This is a genomic window from Clostridium sp. ZBS15, assembly GCF_023845705.1.
Lineage (GTDB): Bacteria > Bacillota > Clostridia > Clostridiales > Clostridiaceae > Clostridium > Clostridium aquiflavi.
The window spans coordinates 1-14602 of the sequence record NZ_JAMQHY010000022.1 but is presented as its reverse complement, the minus strand read 5'-3'; the positions used below and the strand labels follow the sequence as shown (position 1 = coordinate 14602).

Sequence of the window (14602 nt, the reverse complement as noted above, 5' to 3'; positions counted from 1 at the left end):
GTAAAAATAATAATGAATGATGAAACAAATATGGGAAACCATAAGTCTAATGAAGAAAATATCAGCAAAGTAGCTGATAAAAAAGTAACTAAAACAGAGGGACAAATTACAATTAATGAAAATGAGAAGACTATTGAAAGTGGACTTCAAAGTAATGAGAATGGTGAAAATTATTCAAATTCACCCAATGAACCAAGCAATGAAAATTCACATAGTGAAAATCAACAACAAAAAAAGCTTAATAAAAAAAATAAAAAACCATTAATAGCAATAACATGCATCATAGCAACTGTGGTACTGATTATTGCAATAGCAAGTTTTTCTATAGTCAATAATCCTAAAGTGAAGGTGGTAAAAGCACTTAAAGCTACTAATGATGAATTAAATTCTAGAAAAACATTTTCTGAACAAGTAACAGGAGAAAAAGATTTCTTAAATGTATATGATAAGGGATTAAATCAAGAAATGGAAATGAATATGGTATCAAGCAATATAGAGGAATTACAAGAGGCTTATGGTACAGGATTTAAATTAACGTCCGCTATAGATAATGATAATAAAAAAGCTTTAATAAGTTTATCAGCAAAATATCAAGGTCAAGACACAGGAAGCTTTAATGTTTATACAGATAATCAAAAACTTATGGTTAAATTACCATCAATATATAGTAAATGGTTTATGTTTGATTGTGAAAATATTCAAAATCAATATAATAATTCTATTTTTGGACAACAAGGAAGAATGCCTAATGATGAAATAACATTAAAAATGTTTGAAGATGATGAAATACCAACATATAATGAACTTAAAGAGGTTTTAGTTAAAGGCTATTTAAAATCTCATGAAAATGATTTATCACAAATAGCTGATAGTATTATAGTTAAAAAGTTAGATAAGTCTAAAGAGATTATGATTAATGGAGTAAATCAAAAATGTAAGGGATATGATGTGTCCATTTCTAAAAATGAAATAGATAAGTTTTTATTAAGTATTTATGATTATTTTGAAAATGATACAGAGGCAAGAAATATATTAAATAGATATTTTAAAAACTTTAATAGTATATCTACTGTGAAAAATTCAGATGAAATGCTTGATTCATTTAAGAGTTTAGAAAAGTTTATATCTTATTTAAAAAATGATTTTTCAGTAAATGATATCTCTATGAAAGTTTATGTTGATAAAAAAGGTAGAGCTGTTAAGACTGATTTTGATACAGGTATAAATATGAAAGATGATACTTTAAAAATCAATTCATCAATTGAATATAAAGGAAAAGATAATATTGGTGATGACATTGATATATCTATGCTTTTTGATAATAATGGTGTACAAGCTAATGCAGATATGAATTTAAAAACAATAAATGAAGAATCTAGCACTCAAAATGTATTTTCAGGTAAAATTACTAGTCATGGAGAAACACTAGGTATTGATTTAAATACTAAATATGATACTGAGAGTAAAAAATTAAATGGAGAATTTAAGTTTGGTGCTAATGGGGAAGAGATGACTTTTGCTTATAATGGTAAATATGATTTTAATAAAGAAAATAAGTATTTAAAATTTGATTTTGATAAAATTAATTTTAATAAAAATATAGCAAATACTAATGAGTACATTACTCTTGATTTTTCATATGGAAGAATGCCTTTAAATAAACCTATTGAAGAACCAAATGAGGAAAAGGTAGAAATATTTAAAATAGATCAAAACAAATTAGTAGAAATTTTTCTTGAAATAGAACAAAATACTGATAAATTAAAACAAACTTTAAATTTATAATTATATTAATGTACTAGCGTTAGAAGAAAGAAGTATATAAAAAAATATATTAGATCAAAAGAAAAATGGATTTGTGTAATGCAAATCCATTTTTCTTTTTTGTTTATTCCCATAAACCACTTTTATTTACATAATATCCATTTACTTTAGTATCTACTGCCATTGAACCATTTGATTTTAGGTAGTACCAATTACCGCTAACATCTTTAAATCAGCCTGTTTTCATTGAACCATCTGTATTTAAATAATACCAATCTCCATCAGTATCTTTAAACCAGCCAGTATTCATATATCCACTATTTGATAGGTGATACCATTTATTATTATCTTGTACCCAACCTTTTTGCATTATACCTTGATTATCCATATGATACCATTTACTATCTAATGTTTTAATCCAGCCTGTTGCGACTTGTCCATTTTCAACATATAGCCAATTATCATTTATTTTATTCCAATTATTATTTTTCAAAGATTGAATTTCCATATTTGATAATATGTATTGAGTTTGATTGTTAGCTTGTATTTCAACTGAATCATCTTGAATAGTATTTATAAATATTAATTTGTTTGTTACATTATCTAAATTATAAATATACTTTTCTTTACTGTTTAATTTACTAGCATCTATTTTAATTGAATTAATGTTAGCATTTTCTGCATTATTTGTACAAGAAATATAGATATATTCCTTGTTATCTGATTTTAAGTTAGCTATAGTTCCTTTTAAATCACCACTATTAATTTCATAAATTTCGTCTAAAGAGATTTCTTTGTCAACAGTATTAATTTCAGTCAATATTTTAGCTACATTTTTTACTGTACTTACTATATTTAAATTTGATGAATCACTAATATTAATTTTATTGGTATTAATATTCTTATTTTCATTTGTTATAACTATTTTGCTTTCAGATGATCTTGAACCTGAACTATTTTTTTCACTAGAACCGTTACCTCTTGAACTACCACTTGAACCGCCAGTTGATGAAGAATCATGGTTTATTTTATTAGGTTTTATTATATCTGGAACTTTTTCTTGTAAATTATCTATTGCTGTTTGCAAATAAAGTAATGCATTATCTATATCAATTTGAGTTATATCATCTCTATCTAATATATTTTTAGCTTCATTTAATGAATCTGAGAATGTATCCCAAGTATTATTTGTATAATTACCTTTAAGCTTATCTTTATTAGCATTATATAGTTTTTGCAGATTAAATTTATTAAGTTTTATAATCTCTTGATGTTTCTCTTTTAAATTATCTATTGCTGTTTGTAAACGAGCTACTGCATTATCTACATCAACTTGAGTTATATTATCTCTATCTAATATATTTTTAGCTTCATCTAATGAATTTAAGAATACAGCCCAAGTTTCATCTGTATAATTTCCATTTAATTTATCTTTGTTATCATTATATAGTGTTTGTAAATTAAACTTATTAAGTTTTATAACATCTTGAACTTTTTCTTCTGACTTATCTGTATCAACATCTTCAGTACTACTTAATTCGTATTCTTTGGTTGAATATTTAAGATTAGTATCATTTTTGCTTTGTCCAAATTTAATATTTAGTTTATTATCTTTTATGTAAAATTGTACAGAATATGATCCGCTTGTAAAGTTAAACTCAGACCTTAAATTTTTAAAAGTTTCTATTTGTTTATCATCTATATTAATTTTTTTAATTTCAAGTTCAGATAAATAATATATATCTTTATTGTGAGCAGTTAAATTTACCATATTAGCACTTGAGGTTATATTTCTACTAAATAAAATTTTATTACTACCATTTAAATTGCATTTCCATAAGTCAGCCCCATCTAAATAGTATAATTTATCTTTAATTCTTACCGCGTTTTTTTCACTAACGCTATTTCCACTTACTATTCTAAATAAATTGTCAAAGGTTGTATCAATACAATTTCCAGGTATTGTAGATGTCCATGTATGTATCTTACTCATTACACTATCTGAACAATTAAAATTTTTATACATAATTTTATTAGTTTCTGGAGTAGGGTCATCCCATGTTAAATCTGTTTGATAGTAATTTCCATCTATATTTACATAGTTCCATGCATGATCAGCATTTGTGACTATTCCAGCTTCAATACCATATTTATTTAATAAAAGCATATTAGCTTTTGAATATCCATCACAAACAGCTACTTGATTAACAAGTGCACCATATGATGTATGTGAAATATTTGGAATTGTATCTTTATCATAATTATCTTTATCATAAGTGCAGTTTTGTGTAATATAGTCGTGAGCAGCGTATTCTATTTCTAAGTTTGTTGAGCAGTTATCTAAATATTTTTGTTTAATAGCAGCTATTTTGCTATTTAGTTTTTCTCTCATTTTATCTATAACATCATTACTATATTCATAAGTCACTTGTATATCACAGGAATTTAATTCTCCAGAAGATTTAATTGTACACTTACCGAAATTTACAGAAGTTGGACTAGAATAGAAAATTTGTGGATTTTCATACATCACATCAAAGTATAAGTCGAGAATTTTATTTTGATTATTTTTTATATCATCTATATTAACAAGATCTTTTATATCAATATCAGTCTCATAATTTTCAATTCCACTTTTAATTCGTTCTTTAATTTTTTCCTTATTGCTTTCAAAAAGACTAAAATTAGAATATCTTTTTACACGTCTACTATTTTTAGGTACTTTAGATTTTAAATATTCATCTAAAGTTCGTTCACTATTTTCAATTGTTATAACTTCTTCTTCATTTTCTTCAACTATTTCATCTACTTTAGTATTTTCCACTGGAGTAATAAAAGCTGCTGCACCAGTAGTGACTTTACTTTGGTTTAAGTCTAAAGTATCTTTCTCTAATTCACTATTATAATTTTCTGTATTAATTGCATCATTAGTTTTTTCATCCTTAGCATAAGCACATGTATTAGTAATGCTTGTAGTAATTGCTATTGCTATTAAGCTTGAAATAATTTGATTTCTTTTTTTCATTTAATATATTTCCCCTTCGTATTTGAATTGTTTCTATAATAATGTATTTTTGTTTTTTATATTTTTCTGTATATATATTTATCGAAAAATCAAAGGAACTCTTTACAAACAAAACCATATAATGTATTATAAATACATAAAGTCAAATTGATAATATCTAAAAGATATTATCAAAGAAAATAATCTCTTAAAAAATTAAGTTAAATAGTTTAGAGGTGAAAAAGTATGAATAAAGAAAAACTAGATATAGATGAGAAAATATTTTTGAAAAACTATGATGTTAATGAGTTTGAAAGACCTAGTGTCACAAACGATGTAATAATATTTACCACTGATGATGTGTTAGAAGAAAATTCACGCAAAGTGCCAAGAAAGGGTATGGAAGTGCTTTTAGTAAAAAGAGATGATCATCCGTCTAAAGGGAAATGGGCAATTCCAGGAGGTTTTGTAAAAATGGATGAAAGCTTAGAAGAAGGGGCTATAAGAAGACTGAGAGAAGAAACTGGAATAGATAATGTTTATATAGAACAATTATATACTTTTGGAGAAGTAGAGAGAGATCCAAGAACTAGGGTTATAAGTGTTGGAAATATAGCCTTAATAGCAAAAGAAAATATTAATTTTAATAAAACAAAAGATACTATGGAAACAAAATGGTTTTGGATAAAAAAAGATTTAATCGAATCTACTAAAGATGAAAAATATATAATAAATAAATATATTTTAGAACTTAAAGCTGAAGATTGTGAAAAAACAAAAATTTCTTATGAAATCACTGAAAAAATAGAAAAAGGTATATTAAGAAGAAAAGTTTTAACTTATAAGTTAATGAATACTTCAAATGAAGAATTAGCTTTTGATCATTACAAAATATTAGATTATGCTATTGATAGAGTAAGAAATAAAATAGAATATACACCAATTGCATTAAATTTATTACCAAGATTATTTACAGTGAAAGAACTACAATTTGTATACGAAGCAATCATGGGAAGAGAAATCTTAAATTTTAGAAGAAAAATGGATGACATGATTATAGAAACTGATGAAAAAATAGAAGGTAAGCCTTTTAGACCAGCTAAGGTATTTAAGTTTAATGAAAATTTTGAACATAAATTTTAAATTATAATATAAATATTCACATAGAGAGGTGGATTTGGAAATGCTATATTTAAATGGAAAAAAGGTTGAGATGAGAAAATTCCCAAATGGAGAATCATTAATTAGTTGTGAAAACTTAATTATAAGTGAACAAGTTAATGAGATAAAATTAAAATTTGAAAGTGATGAAGATATAACTAAATTAATATTTCTTAAAGGGCATTTAGACGAATTCAATTTAAGATGTAATTTAGTTATGGGATATATGCCCTATAGCAGAATGGACAGAACTGAAGGTATGACAGTATTTACATTAAAACATGTTTGTAAATTGATAAATTCCTTGAATTTTGAGAATGTATATATTTATGAACCACATTCAGACGTAAGTGTTGCATTACTTGATAGGGTAAGAGTAATTAATATGTCTAAAGAATTAACAGAAAAAGTTTTAAATGAAGTTAAAGAAAATGAAGATGAGCCTATTTATTTAGTTTATCCAGATGCAGGAGCAGCTAAAAGGTATAGTAAGCAAATTGAATTTGGCAGAGTATTAACTGCAAATAAGGAAAGAGATTTTAAAAGTGGATATATTAAAAAGCTTGATATAAATGGAACTTTAGATAATAACAAGTTTAAAGCAATTATTGTAGATGATTTATGCTCAAAAGGCGGAACATTTACACTTACAGCAGGTAAACTTAGAGAAATGGGAGCTACAGAAATATATTTAGTTGTAACTCATTGTGAAGATACTATATTTAAGGGAGATATTTTAAAAACGGATTTAATTAAAAAGGTTTATACAACAAATAGTATTTTAAATAGAGAGCATGAAAAAATAGATGTAACTAAATTAATATAAAAGAATATAATTCCTAAGAATTTAAGAATTTAAGAATTTAAGAATTTAAGAATTTAAGAATTTAAGAATTTAAGAATTTAAGAATTTAAGAATTTAAGAATTTGTGAAAATATGAGGTGTAATTAAAATGAGGAAGTGTGAAATTATGAGTCCGTTACTATTAACTGATTTTTATAAAACAATACACCATATGTGTTATGCAGAAGGATTGACAAAACTTGTGAGCTATTGGACGCCTAGAATGTCTAGAAAAGAAAATATGGATAAGGTTGTTATGTTTGGATTGCAATCTTTTTTGAAAAAATATATGATTGACTATTTTAATGAAAATTTTTTTAGTGTTTCTAAGGTGCAAATAGTAAATGAATATAAGAGAGTTATTTCAAAAACAATGGGAGAAATGGCAGCAGATACTACTCATATTGAAAAACTTCATGATTTAGGATATTTGCCTATTCAAATTAAAGCTGTTTCAGAGGGGATAAGAGTTAACATAAAGACTCCAATGATTGAAATAACTAATACTCATGATGAGTTTGCATGGCTTGTAAATTATTTAGAGACATTTATGAGTTGTAATATATGGCAACCAATGACAAGCGCAACCATTGCTTATAGATATAGAGAAATTGTAGAAGAATATTTTAACTTAACAGTAGTGAATGGTGATGTAACTAAAGCTTGTGGAGATTTTAGTATGAGAGGTTTTAGTTCAATAGAAAGTGCACAAGTTAGTAGTGCTGGACACTTACTTTCTTTTACTGGAACAGCTACTATTTCTTCAATTCTTTATTTAGAAGATTATTATAATTGTAATATGGAAAATGAAATTATAGGTATTGGTACTCCATCAACAGAGCATAGTGTAATGTGTAGTTATGGTAGTGATGAACTTAAAGCTTATAAAAGATTAATTAATGAGGTATTTCCAAGTGGAATTTTAAGTATAGTTTCAGATACTTATGATTATTGGAATCTAATAACCAATATTCTTCCAATATTGAAAACTGATATTTTAAATAGGGATGGAAAAATTGTTATAAGAGGTGATAGTGGGGATCCTGTTAAGATAATTTGTGGAGATAAGGATGCTCCAAAAGACAGTCCAGAATATAAGGGAACTGTTGAACTTTTATATGAGATATTTGGTGGACAAGTAAATAAAAAAGGATACAAAGTTTTAAATTCTCATATAGGAACAATTTATGGAGATAGCATTACAGTAGAGCGATGCAAAGAAATATGTAAGCAGTTGATGAATAAGGGTTTTGCAGTAAATAATTGCACTTTTGGAATCGGATCATACACTTATCAATATAACACTCGTGATACATTTGGATTTGCATTAAAAGCGACTCATGCAATTATAAATGGTAAGGAAAAATTTATATTTAAAGATCCTAAAACGGATAATGGAAATTTTAAAAAATCACAAAAAGGTATGTGTTATGTTTATAAAAATAATGATGATGTTTTTTACAAAGATGAATTAACAATACAAGAACAGGAAAGCTGCAAAGATAATTTACTACAAGTTGTATTTAAAGATGGAAAATTAATCAAAGAGTATTCATTAAAAGAAATAAGAGAAAGACTGCATGGAAAATTTTAAGTTATATTAAAGAAAGAAGAGTGAAAATTGTGAGTAATTATGATATGAATAAGTTAATGGCTCCGTTGTGGATTAAGTATCCTAATATACCAAATGGAAGTATTGGTTGGAGAATGGGGAATGGTGAATCATATAGTGAAAAATTTTATAGATGGTTTTCGAAGCTAAGTGAAGAAAAGAAAAATCAATACAATGAGTTGTTTGAAAAGCCTAAAATGTGGGAAATTTCTACTTCGTTTAAAAATATTAAATTTTGGACCAAGAACGGAAAGCCAGAATATTCAAGGAAGCAATTAATAGAAGATTTTAGTAAAAGAAATAAAATTAAATATACTTTCTTTTGGGGACATCAACCTTCTAAGAATGGTGAGATTTCAACATCATGTTTTAGTCAATGGTATGAAAGTGATTTTAATATAGGACATATTAAATATTTTTGTATGGAGCAATATATGATGTCATATAAAGCAAAGCTTTTTAATGATAAGGAAATAGAAGAAAAAATAATGAATAGTAAACATCCTAAAGAGATTAAAGCATTAGGAAGAAAAATCAAAAATTTTGATGAAGATACTTGGAATAAGTATAAATATTCAATAATTTTAAATGGAAATTATGCTAAGTTTACTCAGAATGAAGAGCTAAGGAAATTCTTATTAAACACAAAAGATAGAATTTTAGTAGAGGCAAGTCCTTATGATAACATATGGGGAATTAGCATGAGTAAAGATAATCCCAATGTTGAAGATCCTACAGCATGGAAAGGTGAAAATCTTTTAGGGTTTGCTTTAACTGAAGTTAGGAATGAAATAAGTAGAGTATATAAAAATTATAATAAAATAGATTTTGATTTATAGTTTATACAATTTAAAATAGTAGATAACTTATTTTACATAAAGTTATCTACTATTTTTTAGTTAGAATTTTAAATGTTTTTAGAAGTTATTTATTTTGCTTAGTTTTTAGATTTTTATCTAAATTTTGTTTTAAGTTGTCTTTGATATTTTCTTGTTCTTTATCATCACTCACAACTTGTTTTTCTTTGTTGATTTTATCATCATTAGAGTTAAGTTTTTTAGTAGCTATTTGAGTTTTATATTGTATCCTTTTAGCAGCATTATTAATTTTATTGATTTCTTTAGATACACTATGCTCTAAAGATGATATGCTTTTAGTGATTTGAGCTAGACGTTTGTCGTTGTAATTATTTGGATTGGTATATCCATTTAAGTCGGTAACATGTTTAATATATCCCTTTTCAACTAACTGCCTATTTTTACTATCTTTAAGCATATGAATATTATCATTAGAATGACTGAACTTTATAAGTTCATTTAAACTTGCAGAGATTATTATATCATCTCTCACTTCATCTTCATTAGCTTTTAGCTCTTCTTCTTTAGCTTTTTTCTTTAACATCTCTTCTTGCTCTTTTTGAACTTCTTTTTCTTTTTCGTTCATGTTTAATTGTTGAATTTGAGCTTCTATATCTTGAAGGTTTTCATTTATTTCTTCAAGTTTATATTTCTTTTCTTTAGGATCCATAGGTGTTTCAATTAAAGATTGTTTTCTTTCTTTTAAATACTGTTTTTGCTTTTGAAGGTTTTTAATTAAGTCATTTTTATTGTTATCTTGTTTTTGTATATTAAGACTTGATGTTTTTTTATCATCATTATTTTTTTTCAAATCTTTGTTATAGTTATTATTAATTTCACCTATTCTTTTAAAACTATTAGATCTAACTATATTTATATTATTTGAATTTATATTTAAAATCATAATGGAAAATAATCCTCCTTTCATAAAATAATTCATACAATTTAATTATCGGATAATTTTTCAAAAGTTTTACATTATAAGAATATAAAGATAAAAATATCCTTAAAAAGAAATTTTTATAATAATTTACACATAATAATAATTATAAACAATGTGGGAGATTGGTAAAAATGAATTCAAGAATATGTTCCGGATATTATTCAGGAGATTCGCCTAATTTTTTAGTAGAATATAGGGGTGATTTTAAAGGTCAAATAGATAAAATACCATATGCTTGTGGGGATGTATTAACAAATACTATAGGTGTTATATCATTACCTTATGAATATTTAGAACAAGTATTAATAGATGTTCCTTCAATTAAATTTATTGATTTTAGAAGTATGTCTGTATTGCAAGATATTTCACCAAGCTCAATTGATCAAATATTAACAATAAAGAAAAATCCATATTTGAATTTAACAGGAAAGGGTGTACTTGTAGGAATTGTAGATACAGGAATTGATTATTTAAATAATGAATTTATTAGGGAAGATGGAACATCGAGAATAGCTGAAATATGGGATCAAAGTATAGAAAATGTTAAAGCTGAATCTGTATATCTTGGTAACATTTATTCTAATGAAGAAATAAATAAAGCAATAAATGCCTATAAAAATAAAGAGGATCCATATGCTATTGTTCCATCAAAAGATGATATAGGTCATGGAACAGAAATGGCTGGGATAATTGGAGCTAGGGGGTATAATGGTAACTTTCAGGGAGTTGCAAATGATAGTGAATTTGTAGTTGTAAAACTCCTTGAATCTTTAAATTATCAAAAAAGCTTAAAAGAAAATAATGTTAAATATACACCGGTATATAATTCGGCTGAAATATTAGCAGGCATAGAATATTTAAAGAATTTTTCAATAAAAATAAATAAGCCAATGGTTATATATTTAGGGGTTGGTACAACCGAAGGAAGTCATGATGGTAATAATTTAATTTCAAGATATTTAACTTCTATAGCTAGCATAAGAGGGATAGCGTTAGTTGCAGGAGTTGGAAATGAAGGGGCAGCAGGAGGGCATGCATCAGGCCTTATTAAAAATGTAGGTGAAACAGATAGTATGGAATTAAATATACCTAGGCAAATGAAAAATTTTTCTTTTAATATATGGGTAAAAAGACCTAATAAAATGTCACTAAATGTAATTTCACCTACAGGAGAAGAAAGCAGTTTTATTCAAGCAAAAAGAAATAAAAGAGAAGAAATTAATTTTGTTTTTTCAAAAGCTAAATTAAAGCTTAACTACTATATGCCTGAACATTTTTCAGGGCATGAAGTTATTGAGTTGATTTTTAATAATATAAATCCTGGTATATGGAAATTTATTTTAAGAGGAGACTATATAAGTGATGGTGTATATAATGCATGGCTTCAGCCTGAAGCAACATTACCAAAAAATACAAAGTTTTTAGAACCCGATCCATTTAGTACATTAACAATTCCAGCAACTGCTAGAAAAGTGGTTACAGTTGCATATCACGGATTAGTTAATGAGTCATTAGTTGCAACGTCAGGAAAAGGATTCAATACTAATAATTTAATTAATCCAGATATTGCTACAGTAGGAATAAATATTTTAACAACAAAAGCTCTAGGAGAAACTACTGTTGTATCGGGTAGTTCAGCTGCAACAGCTGTAATTGCAGGAGGATGTGCACTTTTATTGCAATGGGGAATAGTTGATGAAAATGATACTACTATGTATTCCACTAAAATCAGGAGTTATTTAATATATGGTGCTTATAGAAAACCAGAATATATATATCCAAATAGAGAAATTGGATATGGAAGTTTTGATATATTGGGGACATTTAATGTTATAAGTAGAAAATATATAAAAACTAGGGAGAATATGAATTTTAGAAATGACAACTTTATTAAATACCAAGTTGATAAACTATTCATAAGGATTCCAAAGGAGATGATACCAAATGCTAAGATATGAATCTAATATTCCTAGAAATCTTTTTCACAATACAGATTATAATCACTACATTGTACAATATCAAGGTAAAATCAATGATGAAGCATTGCAAAAGGAAGGATATTACATAGCAACAGTTAATGATAAATATGCTATAATTTCGACTCCAAAAGAAAAGAAACTTAATGTAAATGACCCTTTATTTTCTAACATTGTATATGTTAAAGGGACAGAAACTTATACACTTCAAGAAATTACGCCTATAGAAGCTTCACAAGTAAGGAGTTTACAGATAGATTTACCTCTTCAATTAACTGGTAAAGAAGTAGTTGTTGGAATTATTGATACTGGAATTGATTATTTAAGCAGTGAGTTTATGACTTTACAAGGTGATACTAGAATAGAATGTATATGGGATCAAACAATAACATCAGATAAAGATGATGAAATTGAATTTATACCATATGGAGCCTTATATATAAAAGATAAGATAAAAGAAGCGATAAATGCTTATAGGCAAGGGAAATCACCATATGACATTGTACCTAGCATTGATGAAGTTGGACATGGAACTAGTATGAGTGGAATAATTGGTGCCACAGGTAAAAATCCTGAACTTAAAGGAGTTGCACCTGATTGCAAATTTGTAGTTGTAAAATTAATAGAAGACTATTCAAATAAAGCTCAATTTAATGCACAAGTTCCTATTTTTAATATTACTGCAATATTTTCTGCTTTAGAATTCTTATATGAATATGCTTTAAGAAAAACTGAACCCATGGTTATATATCTTCCACTTGGAAGTAACTCTGGAAATCATAGAGGAAATGGTATTTTACAGGAATATATAGAATCAATTTCTAATAGTAGAGGTATAGTTGTAGTAACAGGTGCAGGAAATGAAAGATCTAGGGCAGGGCATGCTTCAGGTGTGATTGCTAAAGAAGGTGAAACAAGAACCATAGAATTAAATGTATCGCCAGATCAAAAATATTTGTGGGCAGAAATTTGGGTTGACCCACCTAATATAATGACAGTAGATATAGTATCACCTTCAGGAGAAAATACTGGAATAGTACCTGCTATAATTAACCTTACTGAAGAGTACAATTTTGTTTTTGAAAAGACATCAATAAAAATTGAATTTTATATTCCAGAAGAAAATACAGGAGACGAGTTGATTCGTATACAATTTTATAATTTACAACCCGGAATATGGCAAATAAAATTAATAGCTAATTTAGTATTAGATGGAACCTATAACATATGGATACCTCAATATGGGTTATCAGTTGGTGATACTTCATTAAGTCCATCGGACCCTTTTGGTACATTTACTAATCCAGGTGGATCAACAGCTATAATCACAGCAGCTGCATATAATCAAAACAATAATAATATAGTAAATTATTCAGGAATGTCATTTTTAGATGATTATATTGATAGGGTTGATATTGCAGCAGGTGGAGTAAATGCGGTAACTGTAGCTCCTAATAATTCAATTACAACTGTAAATGGAACTAGTGTTTCCGCTGCTGTTGTTGCTGGAACTTGTGCTATATTATTTCAATGGGGAATTGTTGAAGGAAATGATCCTTATATGTATTCTCAAACAATAAAAACTTATTTAACAAGAGGAACTAAAAAAAGACCTGGAGATTCATATCCTAATCCTCAGTGGGGATACGGAATATTAGATGTACTTGGAATTTTTTCTAATATGACTTAATTGATGTATAAAATAATAACTTAATATTAAGGTGGGTTTCAAATTTAATTATTTGGAACTTTTTTTTTATAATAGTTAAATGATATAATTTATATTAAGAATGGATAAAATTATATGTATATGATTATTAGAAATTTACAATGTATAAAATAAAACATTAATATAACAAATGGAGGATTTATGATGGACGAGCTATTAGATATATATGATAAGAATGGTAAAAAAACTGGAGTAATAAAAAGAAGAGGTGAAACTTTGCAAAAGGATGAATTTAATTTTGCAATTGAATTATGGGTGGTAAATAGTAAAAATGAAATATTAATTCAAAAAAGAGCATCTTGTAGAAAAGTATTACCGAATATTTGGGGAATGACAACTGGATACATAAAAAGTGGAGAAGATACAAAGAGTGGATGTATTAGGGAAGCAAAAGAAGAAATTGATTTAAAGATGTCAAATGAAGATTTAATACTAATTTCTAATTTAACACATGGAAATACTATATGGGATGTGTTTGCAGTAAAACAAGATTATGATATATCAAGAGCAGTTTTACAAAAAGAAGAGGTTAGCGAGATTAAATGGGTATCTATTAATAAATTTAAAGAAATGATAAACACTGGTAAAGCCTTTAAATATCCAGAAATATATGATATTTTAAACAAAATACAAGAAATGCTAATGGTATAAAATAAAAATAGAATATTAAAGAATAAAAAGGTGTGTATAATAATAAAATGGTACCTATGAA

10 protein-coding genes and 1 pseudogene are annotated in these 14602 nt (G+C 26.5%); 8 read left to right on the top strand and 3 right to left on the bottom strand.

From position 1 onward, the window contains the following. Nucleotides 1–12 precede the first annotated feature (12 nt). Nucleotides 13–1785, top strand: coding sequence for a hypothetical protein (locus tag NG904_RS08010; RefSeq protein WP_252225312.1), 1773 nt, complete (start codon nucleotides 13–15; stop codon nucleotides 1783–1785). A gap of 103 nt (nucleotides 1786–1888) precedes the next feature. Here the strand turns inward: NG904_RS08010 and NG904_RS17285 are convergent. Both NG904_RS17285 and NG904_RS08000 read right to left on the bottom strand, forming a co-directional pair. Beyond that, nucleotides 1889–1996: pseudogene (locus tag NG904_RS17285) on the bottom strand (transglutaminase domain-containing protein); the annotation flags it as partial. Next, nucleotides 1997–4789 (bottom strand): transglutaminase domain-containing protein, encoded by a 2793-nt coding sequence (locus NG904_RS08000; protein ID WP_252230949.1) that lies wholly within the window; start codon nucleotides 4787–4789, stop codon nucleotides 1997–1999. A 225-nt stretch (nucleotides 4790–5014) separates the two neighbouring features. Here NG904_RS08000 and NG904_RS07995 point away from each other — a divergent pair, with 225 nt between their 5' ends. The 4 genes from NG904_RS07995 (at nucleotide 5015) to ybiA (ending at nucleotide 9224) form a co-directional block, all read left to right on the top strand. Further along, entirely contained in the window at nucleotides 5015–5911 is an 897-nt protein-coding gene (locus tag NG904_RS07995; RefSeq protein WP_252230947.1) for an NUDIX hydrolase, read from the top strand. Nucleotides 5912–5951: 40 nt separating this feature from the next. Continuing rightward, nucleotides 5952–6755: a phosphoribosyltransferase family protein gene (locus tag NG904_RS07990; RefSeq protein ID WP_252230945.1), complete on the top strand. Its 804-nt coding sequence runs from the start codon at nucleotides 5952–5954 to the stop codon at nucleotides 6753–6755. Nucleotides 6756–6897: 142 nt separating this feature from the next. After that, nucleotides 6898–8367, top strand: a complete 1470-nt coding sequence (locus tag NG904_RS07985) for a nicotinate phosphoribosyltransferase (protein ID WP_252230984.1) — start codon at nucleotides 6898–6900, stop codon at nucleotides 8365–8367. Between the two features lie 29 nt (nucleotides 8368–8396). Next, nucleotides 8397–9224, top strand: coding sequence for a riboflavin biosynthesis intermediates N-glycosidase (gene ybiA / locus NG904_RS07980; RefSeq protein WP_252230943.1), 828 nt, complete (start codon nucleotides 8397–8399; stop codon nucleotides 9222–9224). Between the two features lie 85 nt (nucleotides 9225–9309). Here ybiA and NG904_RS07975 read toward each other — a convergent pair whose 3' ends face one another. Continuing rightward, nucleotides 9310–10146 carry a FlxA-like family protein gene (locus tag NG904_RS07975; RefSeq protein ID WP_252212398.1) on the bottom strand — a complete coding sequence of 279 codons (837 nt, stop codon included), beginning with the start codon at nucleotides 10144–10146 and terminating at the stop codon, nucleotides 9310–9312. Nucleotides 10147–10316: 170 nt separating this feature from the next. On the opposite strand from NG904_RS07975, the gene NG904_RS07970 reads away from it, so the two are divergent. The 3 genes from NG904_RS07970 to NG904_RS07960 all read left to right on the top strand — a co-directional run bounded on the left by NG904_RS07970 (nucleotide 10317) and on the right by NG904_RS07960 (nucleotide 14541). Continuing rightward, the gene (locus NG904_RS07970) at nucleotides 10317–12143 is read left to right on the top strand and encodes a S8 family peptidase (protein ID WP_252230941.1); all 1827 of its coding nucleotides are present in this window, start codon (nucleotides 10317–10319) and stop codon (nucleotides 12141–12143) included. Next, nucleotides 12130–13851 carry a S8 family peptidase gene (locus NG904_RS07965; RefSeq protein ID WP_252230939.1) on the top strand — a complete coding sequence of 574 codons (1722 nt, stop codon included), beginning with the start codon at nucleotides 12130–12132 and terminating at the stop codon, nucleotides 13849–13851. Before NG904_RS07970 ends, NG904_RS07965 begins: the two co-directional genes overlap by 14 nt. Before the next feature lie 183 nt (nucleotides 13852–14034). Then, complete coding sequence (locus tag NG904_RS07960; protein ID WP_252230937.1) at nucleotides 14035–14541, top strand: NUDIX hydrolase; 507 nt, start codon at nucleotides 14035–14037, stop codon at nucleotides 14539–14541. The last annotated feature ends 61 nt before the right edge of the window (nucleotides 14542–14602 follow it).